The sequence below is a fragment of the Idiomarina sp. genome, from assembly GCF_019431395.1.
In the GTDB taxonomy this organism is placed as follows: domain Bacteria; phylum Pseudomonadota; class Gammaproteobacteria; order Enterobacterales; family Alteromonadaceae; genus Idiomarina.
In genome coordinates this window covers 2,552,582-2,575,008 of sequence record NZ_CP080268.1, presented here as the reverse complement: position 1 = coordinate 2,575,008, position 22,427 = coordinate 2,552,582, and the positions used below count along the sequence as shown (strand labels likewise).

General features: G+C 48.5%; 28 protein-coding genes. 16 read left to right on the top strand and 12 right to left on the bottom strand.

Annotation, left to right across the window (positions count from 1 at the left end):
- Positions 1 to 129 precede the first annotated feature (129 nt).
- The 6 genes from lexA to KZ771_RS12435 all read left to right on the top strand — a co-directional run bounded on the left by lexA (position 130) and on the right by KZ771_RS12435 (position 5,690).
- Positions 130 to 747 (top strand): transcriptional repressor LexA, encoded by a 618-nt coding sequence (gene lexA / locus KZ771_RS12460; RefSeq protein ID WP_290653803.1) that lies wholly within the window; start codon positions 130 to 132, stop codon positions 745 to 747.
- On the top strand, positions 744 to 1,163 hold the full coding sequence (locus tag KZ771_RS12455; protein ID WP_290653802.1) for an SOS-response cell division inhibitor: 420 nt from the start codon (positions 744 to 746) through the stop codon (positions 1,161 to 1,163). The genes lexA and KZ771_RS12455 overlap by 4 nt, the downstream gene beginning before the upstream one ends.
- 333 nt (positions 1,164 to 1,496) lie before the next feature.
- Entirely contained in the window at positions 1,497 to 2,618 is a 1,122-nt protein-coding gene (gene coxB / locus KZ771_RS12450; protein ID WP_290654857.1) for a cytochrome c oxidase subunit II, read from the top strand.
- A 10-nt stretch (positions 2,619 to 2,628) separates the two neighbouring features.
- Entirely contained in the window at positions 2,629 to 4,215 is a 1,587-nt protein-coding gene (gene ctaD / locus KZ771_RS12445) for a cytochrome c oxidase subunit I (protein WP_133540485.1), read from the top strand.
- A gap of 4 nt (positions 4,216 to 4,219) precedes the next feature.
- Entirely contained in the window at positions 4,220 to 4,801 is a 582-nt protein-coding gene (locus KZ771_RS12440) for a cytochrome c oxidase assembly protein (protein ID WP_290653801.1), read from the top strand.
- 13 nt (positions 4,802 to 4,814) lie between these two features.
- Positions 4,815 to 5,690: a cytochrome c oxidase subunit 3 gene (locus tag KZ771_RS12435; protein WP_290572552.1), complete on the top strand. Its 876-nt coding sequence runs from the start codon at positions 4,815 to 4,817 to the stop codon at positions 5,688 to 5,690.
- Between the two features lie 19 nt (positions 5,691 to 5,709).
- Here the strand turns inward: KZ771_RS12435 and KZ771_RS12430 are convergent, their stop codons facing one another.
- Positions 5,710 to 5,880 (bottom strand): DUF2909 domain-containing protein, encoded by a 171-nt coding sequence (locus KZ771_RS12430; RefSeq protein WP_290572659.1) that lies wholly within the window; start codon positions 5,878 to 5,880, stop codon positions 5,710 to 5,712.
- Between the two features lie 22 nt (positions 5,881 to 5,902).
- Between KZ771_RS12430 and KZ771_RS12425 the strand changes: the two genes are divergently transcribed.
- The 5 genes from KZ771_RS12425 to KZ771_RS12405 are packed head-to-tail and all read left to right on the top strand — an operon-like array spanning position 5,903 to position 9,726.
- Entirely contained in the window at positions 5,903 to 6,643 is a 741-nt protein-coding gene (locus tag KZ771_RS12425) for an SURF1 family protein (protein WP_290653800.1), read from the top strand.
- A 2-nt stretch (positions 6,644 to 6,645) separates the two neighbouring features.
- Positions 6,646 to 7,188 (top strand): hypothetical protein, encoded by a 543-nt coding sequence (locus tag KZ771_RS12420; RefSeq protein WP_290653799.1) that lies wholly within the window; start codon positions 6,646 to 6,648, stop codon positions 7,186 to 7,188.
- A 4-nt stretch (positions 7,189 to 7,192) separates the two neighbouring features.
- Positions 7,193 to 8,182 carry a COX15/CtaA family protein gene (locus KZ771_RS12415; RefSeq protein ID WP_290653797.1) on the top strand — a complete coding sequence of 330 codons (990 nt, stop codon included), beginning with the start codon at positions 7,193 to 7,195 and terminating at the stop codon, positions 8,180 to 8,182.
- A gap of 11 nt (positions 8,183 to 8,193) precedes the next feature.
- Positions 8,194 to 9,090 carry a heme o synthase gene (gene cyoE, locus KZ771_RS12410; protein WP_133540478.1) on the top strand — a complete coding sequence of 299 codons (897 nt, stop codon included), beginning with the start codon at positions 8,194 to 8,196 and terminating at the stop codon, positions 9,088 to 9,090.
- Between the two features lie 18 nt (positions 9,091 to 9,108).
- Entirely contained in the window at positions 9,109 to 9,726 is a 618-nt protein-coding gene (locus KZ771_RS12405; RefSeq protein ID WP_290653795.1) for an SCO family protein, read from the top strand.
- Here KZ771_RS12405 and KZ771_RS12400 read toward each other — a convergent pair.
- Entirely contained in the window at positions 9,723 to 10,820 is a 1,098-nt protein-coding gene (locus KZ771_RS12400; protein WP_290653793.1) for a polysaccharide deacetylase family protein, read from the bottom strand. The genes KZ771_RS12405 and KZ771_RS12400 overlap by 4 nt on opposite strands.
- Positions 10,821 to 10,885: 65 nt before the next feature.
- Here KZ771_RS12400 and KZ771_RS12395 point away from each other — a divergent pair, with 65 nt between their 5' ends.
- Entirely contained in the window at positions 10,886 to 12,202 is a 1,317-nt protein-coding gene (locus KZ771_RS12395) for an MATE family efflux transporter (protein WP_290653791.1), read from the top strand.
- On the opposite strand, the gene KZ771_RS12390 is transcribed toward KZ771_RS12395, so the two are convergent.
- From KZ771_RS12390 to KZ771_RS12380, 3 genes are all read right to left on the bottom strand, one after another.
- On the bottom strand, positions 12,173 to 13,057 hold the full coding sequence (locus tag KZ771_RS12390) for a DUF4397 domain-containing protein (RefSeq protein ID WP_290653789.1): 885 nt from the start codon (positions 13,055 to 13,057) through the stop codon (positions 12,173 to 12,175). The two genes, KZ771_RS12395 and KZ771_RS12390, sit on opposite strands and share 30 nt — an antisense overlap.
- Positions 13,058 to 13,186: 129 nt before the next feature.
- Positions 13,187 to 13,765: a Fe-S biogenesis protein NfuA gene (nfuA, locus tag KZ771_RS12385; RefSeq protein WP_133540474.1), complete on the bottom strand. Its 579-nt coding sequence runs from the start codon at positions 13,763 to 13,765 to the stop codon at positions 13,187 to 13,189.
- A 67-nt stretch (positions 13,766 to 13,832) separates the two neighbouring features.
- Positions 13,833 to 14,522, bottom strand: a complete 690-nt coding sequence (locus tag KZ771_RS12380) for a phosphoribosyltransferase family protein (RefSeq protein ID WP_290653787.1) — start codon at positions 14,520 to 14,522, stop codon at positions 13,833 to 13,835.
- 35 nt (positions 14,523 to 14,557) lie between these two features.
- Here KZ771_RS12380 and bioH point away from each other — a divergent pair, with 35 nt between their 5' ends.
- Entirely contained in the window at positions 14,558 to 15,325 is a 768-nt protein-coding gene (gene bioH / locus KZ771_RS12375) for a pimeloyl-ACP methyl ester esterase BioH (protein ID WP_290572529.1), read from the top strand.
- A 6-nt stretch (positions 15,326 to 15,331) separates the two neighbouring features.
- On the opposite strand, the gene mutM is transcribed toward bioH, so the two are convergent.
- Together mutM and KZ771_RS12365 are read right to left on the bottom strand one after the other, a co-directional pair.
- Entirely contained in the window at positions 15,332 to 16,153 is an 822-nt protein-coding gene (mutM, locus tag KZ771_RS12370; protein ID WP_133540471.1) for a bifunctional DNA-formamidopyrimidine glycosylase/DNA-(apurinic or apyrimidinic site) lyase, read from the bottom strand.
- 30 nt (positions 16,154 to 16,183) lie between these two features.
- Positions 16,184 to 16,675, bottom strand: coding sequence for a hypothetical protein (locus KZ771_RS12365; RefSeq protein ID WP_290653785.1), 492 nt, complete (start codon positions 16,673 to 16,675; stop codon positions 16,184 to 16,186).
- An 83-nt stretch (positions 16,676 to 16,758) separates the two neighbouring features.
- Between KZ771_RS12365 and KZ771_RS12360 the strand changes: the two genes are divergently transcribed.
- Positions 16,759 to 17,388, top strand: a complete 630-nt coding sequence (locus KZ771_RS12360) for a 2OG-Fe(II) oxygenase (protein WP_290653783.1) — start codon at positions 16,759 to 16,761, stop codon at positions 17,386 to 17,388.
- 66 nt (positions 17,389 to 17,454) lie between these two features.
- Here KZ771_RS12360 and rpmG read toward each other — a convergent pair whose 3' ends face one another.
- From rpmG to radC, 3 genes are all read right to left on the bottom strand, one after another.
- On the bottom strand, positions 17,455 to 17,610 hold the full coding sequence (rpmG, locus tag KZ771_RS12355; RefSeq protein ID WP_006953863.1) for a 50S ribosomal protein L33: 156 nt from the start codon (positions 17,608 to 17,610) through the stop codon (positions 17,455 to 17,457).
- A 12-nt stretch (positions 17,611 to 17,622) separates the two neighbouring features.
- A complete protein-coding gene (gene rpmB, locus KZ771_RS12350) occupies positions 17,623 to 17,859 on the bottom strand; it encodes a 50S ribosomal protein L28 (RefSeq protein ID WP_053953199.1) in 237 nt (78 codons plus the stop codon).
- A 414-nt stretch (positions 17,860 to 18,273) separates the two neighbouring features.
- Entirely contained in the window at positions 18,274 to 18,948 is a 675-nt protein-coding gene (gene radC, locus KZ771_RS12345; RefSeq protein WP_133540507.1) for a DNA repair protein RadC, read from the bottom strand.
- A 115-nt stretch (positions 18,949 to 19,063) separates the two neighbouring features.
- On the opposite strand from radC, the gene coaBC reads away from it, so the two are divergent.
- The gene (coaBC, locus tag KZ771_RS12340) at positions 19,064 to 20,284 is read left to right on the top strand and encodes a bifunctional phosphopantothenoylcysteine decarboxylase/phosphopantothenate--cysteine ligase CoaBC (RefSeq protein ID WP_290653781.1); all 1,221 of its coding nucleotides are present in this window, start codon (positions 19,064 to 19,066) and stop codon (positions 20,282 to 20,284) included.
- A gap of 3 nt (positions 20,285 to 20,287) precedes the next feature.
- Complete coding sequence (gene slmA / locus KZ771_RS12335; RefSeq protein WP_133540468.1) at positions 20,288 to 20,878, top strand: nucleoid occlusion factor SlmA; 591 nt, start codon at positions 20,288 to 20,290, stop codon at positions 20,876 to 20,878.
- Here the strand turns inward: slmA and gpsA are convergent.
- Both gpsA and secB read right to left on the bottom strand, forming a co-directional pair.
- A complete protein-coding gene (gpsA, locus tag KZ771_RS12330; RefSeq protein ID WP_290653779.1) occupies positions 20,875 to 21,882 on the bottom strand; it encodes an NAD(P)H-dependent glycerol-3-phosphate dehydrogenase in 1,008 nt (335 codons plus the stop codon). The genes slmA and gpsA overlap by 4 nt on opposite strands.
- Before the next feature lie 21 nt (positions 21,883 to 21,903).
- The gene (gene secB / locus KZ771_RS12325; protein ID WP_133540466.1) at positions 21,904 to 22,410 is read right to left on the bottom strand and encodes a protein-export chaperone SecB; all 507 of its coding nucleotides are present in this window, start codon (positions 22,408 to 22,410) and stop codon (positions 21,904 to 21,906) included.
- Positions 22,411 to 22,427 lie beyond the last annotated feature (17 nt).

The following is a 22,427-nucleotide window of genomic DNA, read 5'->3' as shown; positions in this document are numbered from 1 at the left end:
GCACAGAATGCGTTTAAAACAATTACTTAGTCGACAGTATACAGGATATTAAGTTGCGACAAAAAATACTTGCGAATGCAAAATACCTGTATATACTCACAGTTACTGTATAAATAAACAGGAAAGCTCATGCGACCGTTAACTCCAAGACAATCAGAAATTTTAGCACTGATTAAAGATAATCTGCAGGCGACCGGTATGCCGCCCACGCGTGCCGAAATAGCCAGTAAATTAGGGTTTCGGTCTGCCAATGCCGCAGAAGAACATTTAAAAGCACTGGCCAGAAAAGGCGTGATTGAAATTCTCCCGGGTATGTCACGTGGTATTCGGCTGATTGGTGATGACTTTGACATAGAAGAAGGTTTACCGCTGATAGGTCAGGTTGCAGCGGGTTCGCCCATTCTAGCGCAAGAGCATATTGAAGGACATTTCAAAGTTGACGAGGGCCTTTTTTATCCTGCGGCGAGCTTTCTATTGAAAGTTAATGGTATGAGTATGCGCGATATCGGCATCTTAGATGGTGACCTTCTCGCTGTACACAAAACTGAACAAGCACGAAACGGGCAGGTGGTTGTCGCCCGGGTCGAAGATGAAGTCACGGTAAAACGGTTTGAACAAAAAGGCCGCAAAGTGCTGCTTCATCCTGAAAACGAAGAGTTTTCTACCATTGTTGTGGACTTATCAGAACAAGTATTTGCCATCGAAGGCTTAGCCGTCGGTGTTATTCGTAACGGAGCATCATTATGAAGTTTCAGCAATCAACCAAACAATCTCACCCCGGTTTATGGCAAAGCAACTCGGGTATCACTCAGTCATCTCAAGGTGTTGCAGCTGATACATCAGTGACACAAGCGCTTGCTGCTGCAGCAGATTGTGCGTCGGAGCAATGGGTTACGGTTGTTGGCGGGCAAAGGGAGTTTGTCGCGCAGCTGGTCGCCGCAGGCGTGCCCAGCCAAAGAATTCGTTGGCTACGGACACAAAGCCAGGCGCAGCGCGAATGGGCATTAGAACAAGCTCTTTTGACGGGAACCAGCGGCGTGATCATTGGCTGGTTAGGTTCACTCGACAGTCGCTTTAATCAGCGGGTAAAGATGGCAAGCCGCTTAAGCCAAACACAATGCTTTTTGTTTGAAGAAGACACATTATTATCTCACCTCCACTGAGCCCCTACCTCAGTACCCCACAATCTAATAATGTGTCTGGGCTGCTGGTGCAGCCCTTTTTTTTAACACTTTTGGTTATTTTTCCAGCAAACAGCACATTTGATCTGGATCTTTGTGCATAAATTCGTTAATAAATGATACTACCCAACTATATAAATTAATATAACAACGAAACTACAACAAAGAGTTGGTAGAGAAAGTGATTTCTGGGGAGATGTAGTTCCTTTTTCTGCTTACCTCTTTGTTCTTCAACATACGATCAGGTTTTGGTTTCGCGTAGGTGCGAAATAGAAGTCTGGCGAGTAGAAGAATAAGAGGAGAAGTCACGTGAAAATGAAGCCGCTGTTGGCACTTATGGCTTTATTTGGGTTTTCTGCGCAAGCCCAAAACCGCCTTAACCTGACGCAAGGTGTCACTGACGTCAGTAACCGTGTCTATGACCTCCACATGACGATATTTTATATCTGTTGTGTTATCGGGGTTGTTGTGTTCGGCCTGATGTTCATTTCTATGATCCGACACCGAAAATCTAAGGGTCGCGAGCCGGCCAAGTTCCACGAAAGCGTCAAAGTGGAAGTTGCCTGGACCATTATCCCCTTTCTAATTCTTGTTGGTATGGCGATCCCTGCTACTTCGACACTTATTGCGATGGAAGACACCAGTGATGCCGACGTAACCGTGCAGGTTACCGGGTCGCAATGGAAGTGGCATTACAAATACTTCGAGCACGAAGTTGAGTTTTTCAGCCGCTTAGCTACCCAACAAGAACAAATACAGAACAAGTTTGAAAAGAGCGAAAACTATTTGTTGGAGGTCGATAACCCGTTAGTTATCCCTACCGGACAAAAAGTTCGTTTTCTCGTCACCTCTGATGATGTCATTCACAGCTGGTGGGTACCCGACTTCGCTGTTAAGAAAGACGCTAACCCGGGTTTTATAAACGAAGCCTGGACCCGTGTTGAAGAGCCCGGTATCTATCGCGGTCAGTGCGCAGAACTCTGTGGTAAAGACCATGGGTTTATGCCTATCGTGGTCATTGCCAAAGAGCCTGCCGACTATCAGAAATGGATAGAAGACACTGAGGCCGAGCAAATTGCTGCGCGCGAACGCGAGCAAGAACTTCTCGACATGGAAATGTCGATGGACGAGCTCATGGCGATGGGTGAAAAAATCTACAACAGTACTTGTGCAGCGTGTCACCAGGCAAATGGTCAAGGTATTCCGGGTACATTCCCTGCATTAGCAGGAGAAGGTGTATCAATTGACCCTGAAGCGCGCGACCAGCATATCGATATTGTCGTTAATGGTGTTCAGGGTACGGCCATGCAGGCCTTTGGTGCTCAACTTACCATGCAAGAGCTTGCCGCAGTGATTACCTACGAGCGAAATGCCTGGGGTAATGATACCGGTGATACCGTGCAAGCCGCGGACATCAACGCAGTAATGAATCAATAAGGAGACGGTGATGAGTACAGTTGTGGACGATATCCATCACGAAGAACACCACGATCACAAGCCGTCAGGCATTACCCGTTGGTTGTTCACGACAAACCATAAAGATATTGGCTCGCTTTATCTGTGGTTTAGTTTGATTATGTTTTTTATCGGTGGTGCGATGGCAATGGTCATCCGCGCCGAGTTATTTCAGCCTGGCTTACAGTTAGTAGAGCCTAACTTCTTTAACCAGATGACGACCGTACATGGTCTAATCATGGTTTTTGGTGCGGTTATGCCCGCCTTTACCGGTTTAGCCAACTGGATGATACCGATGATGATCGGCGCGCCGGACATGGCTCTGCCACGAATGAATAACTGGAGCTTCTGGATTTTGCCGTTCGGCTTTGCCATTTTGCTCTCATCGTTGTTCCTCGAAGGCGGTGGCCCTAACTTCGGCTGGACATTCTATGCGCCGCTATCAACAACTTACAGTAACGACTCCACAGCACTGTTTGTGTTCTCCATGCATATCTTGGGTATCTCATCGATTATGGGTGCGATTAACGTCATCGTAACCATTATGAACATGCGTGCTCCGGGCATGAATTACATGAAAATGCCATTGTTTGTGTGGACATGGCTAATCACCGCTTTCTTGCTCATTGCGGTTATGCCGGTGTTAGCGGGTGCTGTAACCATGGTATTGACTGATAAGTACTTTGGCACCAGCTTCTTTGATGCAGCCGGTGGTGGTGATCCGGTCATGTTCCAGCATATTTTCTGGTTCTTTGGCCACCCCGAAGTGTACATCATGATTTTGCCATCGTTTGGTATTATATCGGCGATTATTCCGGCATTTACACGTAAACAGTTGTTTGGTTATGCATCGATGGTTTATGCCACGGCATCCATTGCCATCCTGTCGTTCCTGGTATGGGCACACCACATGTTTACTACGGGTATGCCGGTATTTGCAGAACTGTTCTTTATGTACTGCACCATGCTGATTGCGGTGCCTACCGGGGTAAAAGTCTTTAACTGGGTTGCAACCATGTGGCGTGGCGCAATGACATTCGAAACACCAATGTTATTCGCGCTGGCGTTTGTGATTTTGTTTACTATCGGTGGTTTTTCCGGCCTGATGCTGGCAATAACCCCCGTCGACTTCCAATATCATGATACCTACTTTGTGGTTGCCCACTTCCACTATGTATTGGTGACCGGCGCAGTCTTCTCAATTATGGCTGCAGCTTATTATTGGCTGCCCAAATGGACAGGCCATATGTATGACGAGACGCTGGCTAAATTACATTTCTGGACCTCGTTAATTTCGGTCAACGTGTTGTTCTTCCCCATGCACTTTGCCGGCCTTGCGGGCATGCCACGACGCATACCCGACTACTCGATCCAGTTCGCTGATGTTAACCAAATTACCAGTATTGGTGGGTTTGCGTTCGGCTTATCACAACTGATCTTCTTATGGCTATGCATTAAATGTGTACGCGGTGGCGAAAAAGCTGCTGCGAAACCGTGGGAAGGTGCTGAAGGTTTAGAGTGGACCGTGCCGTCGCCGGCGCCATACCACACCTTCGAAAAACCACCTAAAGTGGAGTAACGTCATGGCTGACTCGCAACAATCACAACGGCCAGATAACAGTAAAATCGTTAAGCGACTGCTATTAACAGTCGCTGGTATGTTTGCTTTCGGTTTTGCCCTGGTACCTTTGTACGACGTGTTTTGCGAGGTCACCGGCTTTAACGGCAGAACCAAGAACGAAGCGGTAGCGGCGACTCATCAGACGGTTGATAAGTCGCGTACCGTTAACGTTCAGTTTATCACCCGCAATGCAAAAGGGATTCCCTGGAAATTCGAACCATCGGTTAAGCAGGTTCGGGTGCACCCTGGCGAAGTGCGAGTGGTTAACTTTTTAGCCGGGAACCCGACGTCGGGCGATATGGTCGCGCAGGCAATTCCGTCGGTTGCTCCAGCTGAAGCCTCGCTTTATTTAAACAAGGTGGAATGCTTTTGTTTTAATCAGCAACCGTTAAAAGCCGGTGATAATACCGAAATGCCGATGCAGTTCTATTTAGATCCGGAAATACCGGATCATATTACTACACTGACACTGTCATACACGCTGTATGATATGACAGCCGATGCGACGGCTGAGACATTAGCTCAGCTACAAACTACAGAATAAGGAAAACGTCGTCATGGCAGAGAATCAAAGTTATTACGTTCCTGCTTCCAGCCCTTGGCCGATTATAGGCGCCATTGGTTTGGGCCTGATTGCCTGGGGAGCCGGTAACACAGTAATAGACATGACCAACAATCAGGACGGTTACGGTAGCACCGTATTAACTATCGGTATCATCGTAATGGCCGTCATGCTGTTTGGCTGGTTTCGCGATCAAATCAACGAATCCATGCAGGGTTTGTACAATGACCAACTTGGCAACTCTTATAAACAAGGCATGAGTTGGTTTATCTTTTCGGAAGTCATGTTCTTCGCAGCATTCTTCGGCGCCTTGTTTTACGCGCGGGTTATAGCTGTTCCCTGGCTTGACGGCGCCAGCAACAATGTAATGACTGCTGAAGTATTGTGGCCTGAGTTCGTTGCGCAGTGGCCGTTGACCAAAACACCGGGTGGAACCGAAACTCAAGCCATGGGTTGGTATGGACTTCCGTTAATTAATACCGTGATTCTGGTGGTTAGTTCGGTTACCTGTCATTTTGCTCACGTAGGGCTGGAAAAAGATAACCGCAAGCAATTGACTGCTTGGTTAGGTCTTACCATTATCCTGGGTTGTATTTTCCTTTACCTGCAAGGGGCTGAGTACGTTCATGCATACGAGCAGTTGGGCTTAACGCTTGATTCAGGCATCTACGGCAATACTTTTTACATGCTGACCGGCTTCCACGGCATGCATGTGACGCTGGGTACGCTGATGCTCATCATCATGTTCCTGCGCGTAGTTAAGGGTCATTTTACACCGGATAATCATTTTGCCTTTCAGGCGACCAGTTGGTATTGGCACTTTGTCGATGTGGTCTGGGTTTGCTTGTTTGTGGTTGTCTACATCCTTTAAACCGAAAAATCCGCGCCTCTTAATAGGGGCGCGGATTGAGCGGCATAAGTCCGCTGGAAGCTGCAATAATTAGCAATAACAAAACCAGGGCAGCAATTCCCACGCGTTTTCCAAGATAGCGTGTCATTGGTGGTTTGTTGGGGTCGTTTCGTAGCATCACAAAAAGTGCCCGGAACAGGTTAAACACCATATAGAGTAGTAACGCGACGATAATGAGCTTAAAAATAACTAACATAAAAATACCGATTGTGGCTGGTATTATTACTTTGCTCGCTGTCGTGGTGATGGTCAAGTTAGGATTTTGGCAGCTCGATCGCGCCGCCCAAAAACAAGCCTTATTCGATGACTATCAACAGCATGCCTCCGACTCCACTAACAACCCAGTGAACCTTAATCTTATTAAGCGACAACCTAAGCGCTTCGAAGCCGTTACGGCATCCGGCACCTTCGACCAGAAACGATTCTTTTTTATCGATAACCAAATACAAGATGGTACCCCTGGTTATCACGTTGTCGGTTTACTTAAGCTCAGTACAAAGCAGCGCTATCTGCCCGTTAATCTTGGCTGGATCAAGGCCCCCAGGTTACGTAGCGAGCTGCCTCAAATAGAACTACCAGAAGAAGAGGTGACATTGACCGGGCTCATTCAGCACCCCGAAGAAAATGTTTTTATTAGCAGTGAGCAGGAGCAACAAGTCGGAATATGGCCTCAGCGTGTACCCGAGTTTTTACCAGGAAAAATTGCCGATGTTTATCAAATACCCATGCTTCCCTATGTTGCGCTGCTATCTGAACAAGTAGCATTTGGCTACTCTCGCCAATGGCAACCGAACGTCATGCCACCCGAAAAACATCAGGCCTATGCATTGCAGTGGTTTTCGTTGGCAATTGCGGCATTGGTGATTTTTGCTTTTGCTGTTATAAAAATAAATAAACAAAAACAAGAGGAGTAACGATGAGCTCCCTCAATCGCTCACGACGTACATTGATCATTGTTCTAATCGCCTTTTTACTACCGGTCATCATTGCCTGGGTCATCCTCGATCAACATTGGTACCAGGCAGGTACTAACAAGGGTACCTTAATGGCTAATCCAGTGGCATTAGAGCAAGCCGAAGCACTACCGGAAGGTTGGAAGCTTGCCTACGTACCCCCAAAGGAATGCCAGCAGGCATGCCAAAACGCGTTATTCGTTATGAATCAAATTGATGTTGCTGTTGGCAAAGATACGGACCGGGTAACTCCCATTGTATTGACGGCAGCTCAGCGTGACGATATTGCGCAATACCATCAACAATTTGACTTCCAGGATGTTGTCTCCGCAGACCTTTTGGCACAGCTTGATGAGTTACCGATTAATACACTCTTCATTATCGACCCGCTGAATAATGTCATGCTTTACTACCCCACCCATGCAGATAAAGAAGCCATGGTGTTGGAGGGTAAAAACGTGCTGGCTGATCTGCGTAAGCTACTTAAATTATCAAGAATAGGATAAGGCAATGCGTACTCTCGTTAAAATTAGTATTGTGCTGGCGTTTTGCGTTATCGTCCTGGGCGCTTTTACGCGTCTAACAGAAGCCGGATTAGGTTGCCCCGACTGGCCGGGCTGTTATGGTTTTTTAACCGTTCCGTCAAAAGCTGAGCATATTGCGCAAGCTGAGGCATTATTCCCCGGTGCGCCCGTTGAAGCCGATAAAGCCTGGTATGAGATGATTCACCGTTATTTCGCAGGGACTCTGGGACTGTTAATTTTAGCTATTGCTGTTAGCGCATGGTTTAAAAAGCGCCAGCCAAGCCAAAAGCCAACACCGATTAAATTACCCACTTTTATTTTAGCTCTTGTTATTTTCCAGGCTGCATTGGGGATGTGGACCGTTACCCTAAACCTACAGCCGCTTATTGTGATGGGGCACTTATTGGGTGGGTTTTCGATCATATCACTGTTATTACTACTCAATCTGCGCTTGGCGCCTTATCGGGTTGGCGGCGGCGATCCGGAATTGCGGCGTTACCGGGGGCTGGCATTATTTGCGTTGTTAACAGTACTCTTCCAAATTGCCCTTGGTGGTTGGGTTGCTGCTAACTATGCTGCTGTTGCCTGTACTGAACTCCCGTTTTGTGAAGGGAACTGGACTGCTAACCTCGATTTCGCTGGTGCCTTTAGCATTCCAGAAGCCGAAACCTATCAATACGGCGCTCACGACTACAACGACCGCATGACCATGCATATTGTGCATCGTGTTGGCGCAATTATTACCACGCTGGTGGTCGGCTGGCTTTTATTTAAGTGTTGGCGTAAAGCTGTATCCGGTTTCTTCCGTAGCTCGCTATTTGTTATAGGCTTGTTATTAGTTTTGCAAATTGCACTCGGTATTAGTAACGTAGTCTTCGGCCTGCCGTTATGGGTCGCAGTCTCTCATAATGCCGTGGGAGCATTATTACTGCTGTCTCTGGTCGCCTTGAACTATAACTTGTCCAGAAAGGCATAAAGGAGTTTGATATGCCAACTACCGTTGCATCAAAAAAATTACAACAACGCAGCGCTCACTGGCGGGATTATCTCGAATTAACTAAGCCTCGCGTGGTTGCCCTGCTATTGCTTACAGCCGTTGTCGGCATGGCATTAGCACAAACGGAGTGGGTAGCGCTTGATGTGTTAATACCTGCTCTGGCCGGCATTGGCTTAATGTCGGCTGCCGCTGCCGCCATTAACCACCTGGTCGATCGTCATATCGATGCAAAAATGGCACGTACGCTGCGTCGCCCCCTGCCGCAAGGCAATTTATCGCCGTTAAAGGTCAGTACCTTTGCGGCTACAATTGGTCTGTTAGGCTTTGCGACATTGTATGTATGGGTCAATGCACTAACGGCATGGCTAACTTTCGCCAGTATGGTCGGTTATGCGGTGGTTTATACCATGTTTCTAAAACGCGCGACGCCACAAAACATCGTCATTGGCGGTCTGGCTGGGGCAGCACCGCCACTGTTAGGATGGACTGCTGTCACTAACGATATTCACGCCCATGCCATTTTATTGGTGATGATTATATTCACCTGGACACCACCCCATTTTTGGGCGTTGGCAGTACACCGCGAAAAAGACTACGCGCGAGCCAAAGTACCCATGTTACCGGTTACACACGGTATCGACTTTACCAAAACCTGTATTCTGCTTTACACGGTGTTATTGACGGTAGTTTGCTTTTTGCCCTACCTGGTGGGCATGTCAGGCGCAATCTATCTTGTCGGTGTTACGGTATTGAATGCCATTTTCCTGGCCTATGCCTGGAAGCTCAAATATGCGCCCAAGAAAAAAACCGCGTTTAACATGTTTGCGTTTTCAATTTGGCACCTGATGTTGCTGTTCGTCATATTACTGGTCGATCACTACGTATAAGGCCTGAGGTAACAATCGATGCAAAAGTTAATGATCGTGTTAGCCGCCGTTATTGCGGCTGCTATCAGCGTTGCCAGTTATCAGCTTTGGCCAAAGGCCGAGCCTGAGGCCTTGGTCTATCAACCGCCAAGGGCACCTGCCCCCTTCCAGCTGCAGTCAACAGAGAGTCCTGACGCCATAAATAACCAGGCTCTTAAAGGCCAGTGGACGTTACTCTTTACCGGCTACACGTTTTGCCCGGATATATGCCCAACTACCATGTCCGATTTGAAAAACGCGCTACCCAACTTACAGCAGCATACTGACACACCGGTAAAAGTGTGGATGATTTCGGTTGATCCTAAACGCGACTCGATGGAGCGTTTAAAAGAGTATACCGGCTATTTTGGCGATGCATTTGTCGGTATCCGTGCAGAACATCCGCAGTTATTTCCGTTTGTCAGGGATTTAGGATTGATGTATTCGGTTCCGGAAGAAGGCGAGGAAAATTATCTGGTGAACCACAGTGCAGCTATTATTTTGGTTAATCCTGATGGCAACCGCATTGCGATATTTAATGCCGACCACCAGGCTGGTGAAATTCCGGTGGTCGACATGGAACAGCTTAAACGTGATTTTGCGATTATAGCCGGCTAATCCGGCCAGCTCCCCTCGGCATCCGGACGAATAAATGCTGCTGAAAACCAGTAGTAAGGAGTGCCGGCATCTGCCGGCGCTGTGCAGTTAATGCGTGAACGCCCTATCGGTAAGTTTTCTTTAGGTTTAACGCTAAACGTGAGTTCATCCTGCCAGGTAGGCTGTAACACATCTGTCCCCTGAAAACATCTCAAGGCCTTTTGTTGCAGACCGTCCGCATGCGCAAGCGTCACCCGCAGGGTTGGTCGTTCATCGTCATAAGCGATCAATGGCTCACTGGGTTTATAGTCCGCTACCGGCAATGCGCGACTCTTTAGCTTAGCATCCAGCGTTTTTAAATTGGCATAAATACCCGAGGCGGGGAAACGCGTAATTGCCGTTTTATCACTGTAAGGACTCCATGGTCCGCTGTGTTGAGCAAAGCCTAAAAAGCCCCACTCATCGAGCAAATTCTGTAGCTCTGCATCATATTCGCCATAAGGATAAGCAAAATACTTAGGTTGCTCGCCGAGTTTTGCATCGATAACCTGCTGGGCAGATATAACGTCATAATGCATCCGCTCCCGCCATTGTTCCTCGGTTTCGTTTGCCCGACGGCGGATTAAGTGCGCATGCGTTTGACCATGGTTAACAATAGTTGCGCCCTGCTGCTGTATTTGTTTGAGTTGTTCCCAGCTCATATAGGCAGATGGACTCTCTTTCATCAAGTCGGGGTTAACAAATACCGCGTAAGGCATATCGTAGTCAGCCAATAACGGAGCAGCATGTTCGAAGACATTGTCGTAACCGTCGTCAAAAGTGATTACCACCGCTTTATCCGGAAAGCCTTCGTCGTTCTCTATGCGTTGATGCGCTTGCTCAATAGACAATACCGAAAACTCGTTTTCTTCGAGGTAATCGAGATGTTGTTTAAACTGCTTTGGCGTAATGGATGTAACTGCCGGGGTCGTCTCCGACACATGGTGGTATTGCAAGACAGCGATACTGTTGTCTGGCTGCTTTTTAGCCGTTTCCACAGACGAGGCTTCCTGCGAACTACTGTCGCCGCAGGCCACCAGCAGTATTGACGCGAGCCCCAGTGATTTCAGTTTCATGCTACACTCCCATTTTCTGCAGATAGCCACTTTTTCTGACATTGGACAACGCTAAGGACAACATCGTGCCATCGACTTTATTTGGTTTTAGCATCACTGACCACAAAAAAGTCTTTGCGATTGCGCTGCCGATGATCTTATCCAATATCGCAGCCCCCATGCTGGGCTTAGTTGATACCGCCATCATAGGGCATTTACCCGATGCTATCTACTTATCAGCGGTCGCTATTGGTGCCATGGTGGTTAGCTTTATTTATTTGTTAGCCGTATTTTTACGCATGGCCACAACCGGTTATATTGCACAGTCCTTTGGTGCTAATAATCTGGCCGAGCAACGGCAGCATTTTAACCATGGTTTGACGCTTGCCATCGGATTAGGTATCGCTATCGCTATAGCTTCCCCATGGATTATTGACTTCTCACTGTGGGTCGTACAGCCGGACGCCGCACTTATTCCCTATGCCAGCACTTATATTGGCATCCGCCTATGGTCAGCGCCGGCAGCACTTACCATCTTAATCGCATTAGGTGTTTTGCTAGGCCGGCAGCAAAGTGGCCGCGCTATGTGGCTGGCGATTATTACCAATGCCGTTAACGTGATGATGGATCTCGTACTGATCATAGGCCTGGACTTAAACGTTGCCGGCGCCGCCTGGGCGTCCCTGATTGCTGATTACGTCACTGCGTTAGTGGGTATTTACTGGTGTGCAAAAGCATTGAACTGGACACCTGCATTATTAAAAATAATCCCCGATAAACTGAGCCAATACCTCAATGTAAACGGTAATATTTTCATTCGCAGTCTGGTATTGCAGTTATGCATGGCGACAATGACCGGCTATGCGGCGCGCTATGGTTCGGATATCGTTGCTGTAAACGCGGTACTGATGCAGTTTTTGATGCTAATTTCGCTCGGCCTCGATGGCATTGCCTATTCGGTTGAGGCGCTGGCGGGCGCTGCCAAAGGACAAAAACAACCTGACCGTATTCGCTATTGGTGTAAGCTTACCTTGGTTTGGTCGTGTATCTTCGCCGTATTTTACAGCCTGATATTCTGGATTTTCGGTGCGCAAATCATAGGTCTGATTACTGATTTACCCGAAATCATCAATAAAGCCGAGAATTACTTACCCTGGATAATCCTATTACCACTGGTCGGTCACTGGAGTTACTGGTTTGATGGGGTTTATATCGGCTTATCGTTGAGCAAGGGCATGCGCAATACCATGATACTTGCGGCCGGATTTGGCTTTTTACCCTTGTGGTGGGCCGGGATGCCGCTACAGAACCATGGTTTATGGCTGGCTCTGAGCGGCTTTTTGCTTATGCGCGGTCTGTTTCAGGCGCTATGGTTAAGGTTGCGCTGGCGCCAAGTCGTCTAACAGAATGACCTGAGGTGGTAAACCACCGCCATTGCTATCAGTTGCCACAATGGTATAAATGCCCGAGGCGTCTAATGTTAACGCTACCGGACCGATAGCCGCATCTTTGGTGCCGGTGGCTGTTGTCGAAATCTGTAACGTGACTGGTGATTCACCTGTAGTTACATTGTTGGTTGCCGCGACAATATAGTCACCACCGTCAGCCAACGGTAAAGTACCTGAGTCATAAACGACGGTAGTTTCGCCCGCTGGTGTTAAACGCACACGATAGTCACCGGCAGGAACCTCTACCTGACCACTGTCTGCTGCATATTCCAGAGTTACCGCCGGCGATGCGCTGGCTAGCTCGTCCTCTGGCGCGGTTAAATAAACGTCAACCGTTGGTGCTCCGTAGGCAGCGTGAACAACCTGAATTCGGCTTTCACCGTCAGCGACCGCAGATACCGGGTTCGACAAGATCAACGGTTCCAATGATTCATCTGCGACCTGACCCAGGGCAAATACCTCGTAACGCGTTTCTCCGGAAAATTCCAGATCAGCCGGTCCGATAACGTCGGCAGTAGTGCCGTCAGGTAAAATACCCTGGACAGTGATTGAGTAGGTGCCTTCGTCTAGTTCAAGTACGTTTGAAGAGGCATGATAAGGAACATCCTCAAGTACAGCCGAACCGTCAGCTAACACATTAACGTTAGGCGCATCAGCCGAAGTATGGTGAACCCGCACATAAGTTGATTGCACTTCGGGTTCAGGTGGTGGAGTAACCGTGGTTTGGTCATTATCATCGTCATCCAGCCAACAACCGGACAAGACAACAAGGGATAAAGAGAGTACACTGAGTTTAGTGATTCCTCGCATAGTGATTTCCTCGTAATGATTAGGGCAAATATCACTACGCTAGGTACACTTGCGAGGGATCACATTATCTTAACATTAAAAAATCGAACGATTCCTGCTAATTTCTTTCAACTTGTATAACCCCTTACCCTAGTAGTAAGAGTGTTCGCCACGCTCATGTTCAGTAATATCACGAACCCCGGTTATCTCCTCAGGGAAGCGTTCTTTAAGCTCTTTTTCGATGCCATTTTTAACCGTTACATCAATCATGCTACAACCGTTACAACCGCCACCAAACTGCAAAATTGCCAAGCCGTCATCGGTAATATCATTGACCATGACATGGCCACCATGATTGGCTAACTGCGGGTTAATTTCGGCCTGGATAACATATTCCACGCGTTCAATTAATGGCGCATCATCTGCAACTTTGCGCGCCTTTGCGTTGGGCGCTTTAAGCGTTAACTGCGAACCCAGTTCTTGTTCTTCAAAGTCAATCACCGCATCTTCTAAAAAGGGTGCACTTCCTGAGTCAACTATTGCATCGAACCCATTAAACGGCAAACGTTCGTCATCTGCTTCGACTGAATCCGGCGGGCAATAGGATACGCCACATTCAGCGTTAGGTGAGCCCGGATTAACCACAAAAACACGAATTCCGGTGCCATCGGGCTGTTCGGAAAGGAGTTTGCCAAAATGTTTTTGCGCCGCTTCGGTAATACGAATCATACTGCTCGCCTCTTCTATACCTGAGTAATTTACTAGGGTATAGTTTATCGTAATAGCAAGCCGCTGGCTAGTCACCGGCGTTGTAGATTAGCGCCCAGCCATGTACCTGTTTAGCTCCCTGCTTCCTAAGCGCTTGAGCCGCTGCCGACAGCGTTGCTCCTGAACTAATCAAATCATCAATCACCGCTATCGTTTTTCCTGACACATCTGCTGTACAGAACTGACTACCACGAGCTTTTTGCCAACGTGCGACACGGTTCAACTGCTTTTGTTTGGGGACATTGCGGATAACCCGCAGTAATCCGGGTTGATTTGCCAGCTGCAGGTGTTTTGATACCTCTAACATCAAAAGCCCGGTATGGTGAAAGCCTCTGTCCCGCCAGGTTGCCTGCGTTGTCGGCATAGCAATAATTAAGTCCGGCCAAGCTATGCCTTGATTCGAGTAACAATGGACGAGATGTGCTGCCAGCCATAGTCCCATCGGCCTTGCCAGGTATTGCTGCCCGGAGGTTTTATAGCGATGAATGAGTTGTTGCGTTATCGGTGTCCAGCGCAGCGCTGCAAACCAGTAATCAGCCGTTGCCAATGTGCTGGTTGGGGGTTGCTCTGCAAGGTGTTTAAGACATCGCGGATACCAGCGCGAGATAACCCATTCACAATCACCGCAGAGTCCATATTCTGAGACTTTTACAAGGCCGCACACCAAACAACTATTGGCTCCCACCCTATTGGCGAGTGTCTGAATTAAAGCTAGCATAGGCATCTTTCAAAGGGCCAAAAAAGAGAACTGTAGTGACCATTAGCAAATCCGTACACGGCGCCGGCGCTGATATTGTTGTAATCCACGGCTGGGGGATGAATAGTAATGTCTGGCAAACCTTAATCCCCGAGTTAAGCGACTCGTTTCGCGTTACCTCGGTTGATTTGCCAGGTTTTGGCGATAGCAATGACCAACAATTGGCCGACTCAGTAGCCGCCGTATGCGAACAACTTTTACCGGCGCTACCTGAGTCATTTCATATTTTGGGCTGGTCTATGGGTGGCTTAATTGCCACAGAGCTTGCATTAAGCCAGCAGCAACGCGTTCTGTCACTCGCTACAGTTGGTTCATCACCCTTTTTTATTGAAGAGTCCAGTTGGCCCGGCATTAAAGCCTCTTTGATGCAACAGTTTTATCAACAATTGGATCAGGACTTCGGCAAAACCATCGAGCGCTTCATGGCCGTACAGGCAATGGGTAGTCCGCATGCCAAAGCGTTGATTAAACAAGTTCGGGAATGGGTGTTTGCCAAGCCTATGGCAAACCCAAAAAGCCTACTGGCAGGGCTTAAATTACTGGAAGAGACCGATTTTCGAGCCAAACTAGGTGAAATAAATCAACCATTCATACGTTTTTATGGACGACTCGACTCACTTGTGCCGGCAGCCGCCATTAACTTGATTGATGAACTTGCCCCCGACTCTGAGTGTGAGGTATTCCCTCATTGCGCGCATATGCCGTTTATCTCGCAAACCCACGACCTCGCCACTCGCTATCGACGGTTTTTGTCTGCTGTATAAACAGCATCAGCGTTGACATTGGGTACAGTAAACGGTGCTGCGTTGACCGAGCCGGATTTCCTTTAGCTCACTTTGACACTGCATGCATCGTTTGCCGCCACGACCATAAACCATAAGCTGCTGGGCAAAATAGCCAGGGCTGCCGTCAACATTGGTAAAGTCTCGCAGGGTGGTCCCCCCTTGTGCGATGGCTTCTTGCAATGTTTGCTTTATCAACGGGACTAATTGCTGATAGCGTGCCTTGCTGACCTTGCCAGCCTGACGTTTTGGGTTAATGCCGGCTTTAAATAGCGCCTCATTGGCATAAATATTACCGACCCCCACCACCACATGGTTATCCATAATAAACGTCTTAATGGCTTGCTTACGGCCTCTTGAGCAATTAAACAGATAATTAGCCGTAAATTCGTCAGTTAACGGCTCCGGCCCTAAACGAGCTAACAGCTCATGGGCATTTATTGGCGATTGGCTCTGGTCATGAAACAGTAGTGCCCCAAAGCGGCGCGGATCGTTCAGTCGCAATACCTGGCCATGTTCAAACTCAATTTCGATGTGGTCATGTTTTTTCAATGTCGTTGAAGCCGGTACCACGCGCAATTTACCCGACATCCCCAAATGCAGAATTAACGTCCCTGCGGCAGTTTCCAGCAGCAGGTATTTCGCCCGTCGTTTAACGCTGATGAGTCGTTGTTGCGTCACTTGCTGCACCGCTTCAGGCACGGGCCAGCGTAAACGCGCGTCATGCACTCTGATTGCCGTGATTAACTTGTTTTCGATATGAGGGCTAATCCCCAACCGACTTACTTCGACTTCTGGTAATTCAGGCATCAGTACTTCCTTCCCTCATTTTTCGTACCACTATCGACCTAACAACGACTCTATCGTAACATCCATGGGCTCAAACACCCGCTGCTGTTGAGGCAAGCGTAGCAACAGACGCGGCTCCGTATAGATCTCCACAGTTGCCGTTTGATCGCCCCCAAAATACAAATACACATCGACCACTTTTGCCGCAGGCTCCAGCTCAGTCGGCTGCATCCGCAGTGAAAGCCAGGTACGCGCCACATTTTCAGACTGCTGTTTAGATAGCGAGCATGGCTGGCGACAACGCCAATCGTTATTGCTGTGCTCTAACGTCTGATCATCAATAATAATTTGCTGCAAATCCAGGTGTCCGGGTATCAACCCCATAACCTCGGTGTTGGTCTGTTCCGGTGTACTACCGTTATCGCGAGGCGATGCATAATAAAGTAAGAACATCAGCAGCAGAACCGCATAAATGAGGATGTTATTCCAGGCCCGTTTAGTTAAGGTAATACCGAAAATAGTTCGCTTTTGGTTGTATTTCATAGCAGGCTCACAAAGCGCTTGTCGATGACTTTAGAATAACCTATATTTCGCTCCCGTTATAACTCCGTCTGGATAAAATTGCAGTGACCGCGTTAACGCATATTGATCATATTCTCGATAGTTTGAGCGATAAAGGCTACTGCATCGTACCAAACTTCCTGCCTAAAGATATGGCCGGGCAATTGTTTGATCACGCTAACGCCATACCCGCGCAACACTGGAACACGGCTGCAATTGGCCGGGCGGAGCAGCAGACAATTAATACTCTGGTACGCACCGACCGAATCTTGTGGTTACGCAAAGAGCCACAACCCGAGCAAGATTACCTTAAGCTGATGGATGAGTTGCGGGTTGCTATTAATCGCGATCTGTTTTTGGGTCTATTCGATTACGAATGCCACTTTGCCCACTACCCCAAAGGTGCATTCTATAAAAAGCATCTGGATGCGTTTAAAGGTCGTAGTAACCGACGACTGACAACCGTCATGTATTTGAACGAAAACTGGACTGATAGTGATGGCGGGCAGTTAGTAATTTATGGCGAACGCGGTAAAGTGTTAGAGACCGTCAAACCTGAGCGCGGCACGTTGGTGGTCTTTTTAAGCGAAAAGTTTGTCCACGAAGTCCTGCGCTCTAACCGCGACCGGCTTAGTATAACCGGTTGGTTCCGCATTAATGCCAGCGTCTCTGGTATCGTCGATCCACCCCGTTAAGGGTTAATTAAATCACAGACAATAAAAAACCCAGCCGAAGCTGGGTTTTTTTAAGCTCTAAATCAATTACTTGATTTTAGCTTCTTTGAAAATCACGTGTTTACGAACCACTGGATCGAACTTTTTGATTTCCATTTTTTCTGGCATGGTGCGTTTATTTTTGTCTGTGGTGTAGAAGTAACCAGTACCCGCAGACGACACCAAACGAATCTTATCGCGCATAATATCTTTTCCTTACACCTTGATACCACGGCCGCGGAGATCCGCTAATACCGAGTCGATACCGTTTTTATCGATGATGCGCATACCTTTAGTAGAAATACGCAATTTAACCCAACGCTTCTCGCTTTCAACCCAGAAGCGGTGAGATTGTAAGTTTGGTAAAAAGCGACGCTTAGTCGCATTGCGTGCGTGCGAGCGGTTGTTACCGACTACCGGACGCTTACCTGTAACTTGGCATACTTGTGACATGTCTTTACTCCAAAATTGCTGCAAGCTCGCCTGTCGCCCAATTTGACCTTGCCTAGAAATCCGAGGGCGCATTTTATACAGCAAACAGGCCCGCTAATCAAGCTTAAACGGCGGTTTTTTGATCCTTTCCGATCATTCGCGGCGAATTCTACGCTAAATCCGCTCAATCTTCCAGCGCTTTCTTTTGTTATTGTTTAACCACGGTGGTGGAGCAGTAACGCTTTTATCAGCTTGAAGGGGGTCTGAGTCAGGAACCGCTCCAAGCACATCCGTGTGGCTTGTGTCCGGGCATCCATGCCCTCCCACATTCCTGCCTCAGACCCCCACAGCCCGACAAAAAGCATTTTCCCATTCCCCCGCTTTACAAAAGCCCCCAGAGTTCAGAACAAAGCACAACCGAACTGCCTGAATCTCCTACAACAGCCCGCGTTCGGCGAATGAGACGGGATCGCCGGCGCCGATGATGAAGTGATCGAGGAGGGCGACGTCGACGAGGTTAAGGGCTTTTTTTAAGCGCTCAGTGACGCGTTGATCGGCTTGGCTGGGTTCGGCGATGCCGGATGGGTGATTGTGGGCAAGGATTACAGCTGCGGCGTTGTGTTGCATGACCATTTTGAGGACTTCTCGCGGATACACGGGGGCGGCGTTGATGGTGCCGTGAAACATTTCTTCGTAGCGCAACAACCGGTGTTGACTGTCGAGCAGGAGAACCACGAAAACTTCCCGACATTGATGCCGTAATTGAGATGTTAGGTAATCTTTTACCATTGCCGGTTCGGTGAATCCATCCTCGCGTTGCAACTGCCATTTTAAGTACCGTCGGGACAGTTCCAGCACTACTTGCAACTGGTTAACTCTGGCAGGACCGATACCATGGTATTGCAATAACTTGTCCGCCGGGGCGCTAAGTAGCGGGCCAATACCCTCAAAGGACTGCAGTAAATTACGCGAGAACGCAACGACATCAACACCCCGCTGGCCACTGCCCAGTAGTATCGCCAACAACTCTGCGTCACTCAGCGCAGCCGCGCCCTGCTGTTGCAATTTCTCTCGCGGTCGTTCCATTTCCGGCCATTCCTTGATCCCCATCACCTGCTCTCCTTAACTTAACGGATCTCGCAGTGTAGTTCCGATCTACCCTGTTAGCATTGAGCGTGTTATCTTTACAACTCTTTACGTATGACAACTTAAGTGGTTTTTGACCATGCAGGCATTACAGGATAAAAACATTCTGCTGGGTATTTCCGGTGGCATCGCGGCTTACAAAACACCCGATTTAGTGCGGCGTTTAAAAGAAGTGGGCGCTAACGTACGGGTTGTTCTTACCCGCGGTGGCGAGGCTTTCGTGACGCCATTAAGCTTACAAGCTGTGTCTGCAAACCCTGTCAGTACGGATCTGTTAGATCCTACTGCGGAAGCCGCTATGGGTCATATCGAATTAGCGAAATGGGCTGATCTAATTTTAATCGCGCCCGCCAGTGCCAATGTTATCGCTCGCTTGGCCAATGGCATGGCTGATGATTTGCTTACCACGTTAGTATTAGCCAGTACCGCCCCCGTTGCTATCGCCCCCGCCATGAATCAACAGATGTGGGCGGCACCGGCAGTACAGGAAAACATGACGCGCCTGCAACAACGCGGGTTGGCTATTTTCGGACCGGGTAGCGGTTCGCAGGCTTGCGGGGACACTGGGGCGGGACGAATGTTAGAGCCGGTTGAATTACGTCAATTAAGTGCTGACTTACTGTCCACTCAAGCCAGCACTGAAAATATCTGGCAAGGCACCCGCATTACCATTACTGCAGGCCCGACACGAGAGGCTATAGACCCGGTGCGCTACATTAGTAACCACAGTTCCGGCAAGATGGGGTTTGAACTGGCCGCAGCGGCCCGGAAAATGGGTGCCGAAGTCACGCTAATTGCAGGCCCGGTAAGCCTGCCTACGCCGACTGGTGTAACGCGCATTGACGTAGTAACCGCTGAGCAAATGCTGGCCGCGGTACAGGCCTCTTCAATGCATGTTTTTATCAGCTGTGCTGCTGTAGCTGACTACCGACCGGCAACGGTTGCCGAGCAAAAAATAAAAAAAGAAGCCAATGGCGAGGAATCACAATTAGCATTGGTTAAAAACCCGGATATTTTAAAAACCATCGCAGTTAGCGCTCAACCGCCGTTTTGTATTGGCTTTGCAGCAGAAACAGAGAACGTCAAGGCGCATGCCCTGGATAAACTGAAGCGTAAACAACTTAAGTTGATTGTTGCTAATAACGTGAGTGATTCGCGCATTGGTTTTAATAGCAATGACAATGCCGTCACCGTGTATTGGCAAAACGGCGAACAAGACTTTGCACCGCAATCAAAAGCGCTGCTTGCATCGGAATTAAATCAGCTGTTTGCACAGCATTATTTTGAATTAAGAGGATAATCCATGGCTCAACAAAAGCGTAATCGTCGTGAAGAGATCTTACAGGCGCTTGCCGCAATGTTGGAAACCAGTCCCGGCCAACGTATTACCACGGCTAAATTAGCCGCCAACTTAGGTGTCTCAGAAGCGGCGCTATATCGCCACTTTCCATCTAAAGCACGAATGTTTGAGGGGTTAATCGAGTTTGTCGAAGACACCCTGCTAACCAGTATCAATTTGATCTTAGAAAAAGAAAAACAAACGTTGGGCCGTTGTCAGGCGATCCTTCATTTGATTCTGACCTTTGCTGAACGCAATCCGGGTATTAGCCGGGTCATTACCGGCGATGCGTTGATGGGCGAACATGATCGGTTACGCGCTCGTATCGAGGACTTATTTAACCGCATCGAGGCTCAACTCAAGCAGGTTTTGCGTGAACAGGCGTTGCGTGAACAGCAGAAATTTACGGTCGACGAGGGAATATTAGCCAATTTGTTATTGAGTTATGCCGACGGCAAGATTTCTCAGTTTGTGCGCTCCAATTTCAAACGCCTGCCCACCGAGCACTTCGGTACTCAGTGGCAGTCGCTTGCTGACCAACTATCAGCCAGTTAGTCGGTTTCGGTTTTACGGCTGCGGCTAAGTAAGTCGATAGCCGCCTGACGAGGTGGTTTACCTTGATAAAGCACGGCGTATATTTGCTCACAAATGGGCATTTCTACGCCGTTACGCTTTGCTAACGCCACCACCTCTCGGGTATTGCGATAACCTTCTACCGCCTGCCCAATTGATGCCAGCGCCTGCTCTACGTCTTTACCCTCTCCCAATGCCAGACCGAAACGCCGATTGCGCGATTGGTTATCCGTACAAGTCAGGATCAAGTCACCGAGACCTGCCATGCCGGTAAATGTTTCGCTCTTCGCACCCAGCGTTAGGCCTAAACGCGTTAACTCTGCCAGCCCCCGGGTGATTAATGCAGTTCGTGCATTTGCGCCAAAGCCGATACCATCAGCCATTCCGGCACCAATCGCTATGACGTTTTTAACCGCCCCGCCCAGCTGAATACCGATAAAATCATCGTTAGTATAAACCCGGAATGAACGCTCACAATGAAGCATTTCGGACAGTTCATCGACAAATGCCTGATCAGTCGACGACATCGAAATAGCGGTTGGCAGACCTTTTGCCATCTCTATGGCAAACGTTGGGCCTGACAACACGGCTAACGGGTGCTGGTTGCCGAGTTCTTCTTCAGCAACTTCGTACAACAAACGACCGGTTTCGGGTTCCAGACCTTTGGTCGCCCATGCAACACGGGCATCTGCGCTCAAGCTTGGTTTTACCGCACGTAGTAGGTCAGCAAATGCATGGCTGGGCACTACCACCAACACGTTTTTTACGTCTTTTACGGCTGCCGCTAAGTCGTCTGTAACCTGCAATGTTTCGGGAAACGGGCAGTCCGGCAAATAGTGTGCATTTTCGTGCGCTTCGCGCATTGCAGCGACTTGCGTTTTGTCACGCCCCCAAAGCGTGGTGGCTATGCCTTTACGGGCAAAACAAATAGCAAGGGCGGTCCCGTAAGAGCCCGCCCCTAGTATTGCAACATTTGCAGTTTTCATCAGTTTGATGAGCGTCGACGCTTAAGCGTCTGCCTGCTGTGTTTGACCTGCTTGTTCCGCTTGCTGTTGCATATGACGTGCAAAGATTGCGTCAAAGTTAACCGGCGCCAGGTTCAATTGTGGGAAAGTTGCACGGTTTACCAGGCTCGCAACGCACTCACGTGCATACGGGAACAAAATGTTAGGGCAGAAAGAACCCAACATATGCGCCAATTGGCCTTCTTGTACTTCTTCACCAATAGTAAAGATACCGGCTTGATGTACTTCACATAAAAACGCCACTTCCTCTTCGACTTTGTTAGTCGCAGTCAGCGTCAACACGACTTCATATACGCGGTCTTCAATTTTTTCGTGTTTTACGTTTAAGTCCAGTTTCAGGTCAGGCTTCCACTCTTTGCGGAAAATCGCTGGTGAGTTTGGCGCTTCAAACGAAACGTCTTTAGTAAAAATGCGTTGAATAGCGAACTGCACTTGTGATTGTTGTTCGTTTTGGGCAGCTGCGCCATTTGCTTGCTGTTCTTCAGCCATAATGATACTTCCTATTA

What these genes read in the sequence shown, in the direction of transcription:
- rpmB (WP_053953199.1), bottom strand. Translation starts at nt 17,859, where the DNA reads ATGTCACAAGTATGCCAAGTTACAGGTAAGCGTCCGGTAGTCGGTAAC.
- KZ771_RS12425 (WP_290653800.1), top strand. Translation starts at nt 5,903, where the DNA reads ATGAGCTTAAAAATAACTAACATAAAAATACCGATTGTGGCTGGTATT.
- KZ771_RS12365 (WP_290653785.1), bottom strand. Translation starts at nt 16,675, where the DNA reads ATGAAATACAACCAAAAGCGAACTATTTTCGGTATTACCTTAACTAAA.
- gpsA (WP_290653779.1), bottom strand. Translation starts at nt 21,882, where the DNA reads ATGAAAACTGCAAATGTTGCAATACTAGGGGCGGGCTCTTACGGGACC.
- KZ771_RS12440 (WP_290653801.1), top strand. Translation starts at nt 4,220, where the DNA reads ATGGCTGACTCGCAACAATCACAACGGCCAGATAACAGTAAAATCGTT.
- KZ771_RS12420 (WP_290653799.1), top strand. Translation starts at nt 6,646, where the DNA reads ATGAGCTCCCTCAATCGCTCACGACGTACATTGATCATTGTTCTAATC.
- KZ771_RS12435 (WP_290572552.1), top strand. Translation starts at nt 4,815, where the DNA reads ATGGCAGAGAATCAAAGTTATTACGTTCCTGCTTCCAGCCCTTGGCCG.
- radC (WP_133540507.1), bottom strand. Translation starts at nt 18,948, where the DNA reads ATGGGGATCAAGGAATGGCCGGAAATGGAACGACCGCGAGAGAAATTG.
- mutM (WP_133540471.1), bottom strand. Translation starts at nt 16,153, where the DNA reads ATGCCTGAATTACCAGAAGTCGAAGTAAGTCGGTTGGGGATTAGCCCT.
- KZ771_RS12415 (WP_290653797.1), top strand. Translation starts at nt 7,193, where the DNA reads ATGCGTACTCTCGTTAAAATTAGTATTGTGCTGGCGTTTTGCGTTATC.
- slmA (WP_133540468.1), top strand. Translation starts at nt 20,288, where the DNA reads ATGGCTCAACAAAAGCGTAATCGTCGTGAAGAGATCTTACAGGCGCTT.
- lexA (WP_290653803.1), top strand. Translation starts at nt 130, where the DNA reads ATGCGACCGTTAACTCCAAGACAATCAGAAATTTTAGCACTGATTAAA.
- rpmG (WP_006953863.1), bottom strand. Translation starts at nt 17,610, where the DNA reads ATGCGCGATAAGATTCGTTTGGTGTCGTCTGCGGGTACTGGTTACTTC.
- ctaD (WP_133540485.1), top strand. Translation starts at nt 2,629, where the DNA reads ATGAGTACAGTTGTGGACGATATCCATCACGAAGAACACCACGATCAC.
- secB (WP_133540466.1), bottom strand. Translation starts at nt 22,410, where the DNA reads ATGGCTGAAGAACAGCAAGCAAATGGCGCAGCTGCCCAAAACGAACAA.
- KZ771_RS12400 (WP_290653793.1), bottom strand. Translation starts at nt 10,820, where the DNA reads ATGAAACTGAAATCACTGGGGCTCGCGTCAATACTGCTGGTGGCCTGC.
- coaBC (WP_290653781.1), top strand. Translation starts at nt 19,064, where the DNA reads ATGCAGGCATTACAGGATAAAAACATTCTGCTGGGTATTTCCGGTGGC.
- nfuA (WP_133540474.1), bottom strand. Translation starts at nt 13,765, where the DNA reads ATGATTCGTATTACCGAAGCGGCGCAAAAACATTTTGGCAAACTCCTT.
- KZ771_RS12430 (WP_290572659.1), bottom strand. Translation starts at nt 5,880, where the DNA reads ATGGTGTTTAACCTGTTCCGGGCACTTTTTGTGATGCTACGAAACGAC.
- cyoE (WP_133540478.1), top strand. Translation starts at nt 8,194, where the DNA reads ATGCCAACTACCGTTGCATCAAAAAAATTACAACAACGCAGCGCTCAC.
- KZ771_RS12405 (WP_290653795.1), top strand. Translation starts at nt 9,109, where the DNA reads ATGCAAAAGTTAATGATCGTGTTAGCCGCCGTTATTGCGGCTGCTATC.
- KZ771_RS12380 (WP_290653787.1), bottom strand. Translation starts at nt 14,522, where the DNA reads ATGCTAGCTTTAATTCAGACACTCGCCAATAGGGTGGGAGCCAATAGT.
- coxB (WP_290654857.1), top strand. Translation starts at nt 1,497, where the DNA reads ATGAAGCCGCTGTTGGCACTTATGGCTTTATTTGGGTTTTCTGCGCAA.
- KZ771_RS12390 (WP_290653789.1), bottom strand. Translation starts at nt 13,057, where the DNA reads ATGCGAGGAATCACTAAACTCAGTGTACTCTCTTTATCCCTTGTTGTC.
- KZ771_RS12455 (WP_290653802.1), top strand. Translation starts at nt 744, where the DNA reads ATGAAGTTTCAGCAATCAACCAAACAATCTCACCCCGGTTTATGGCAA.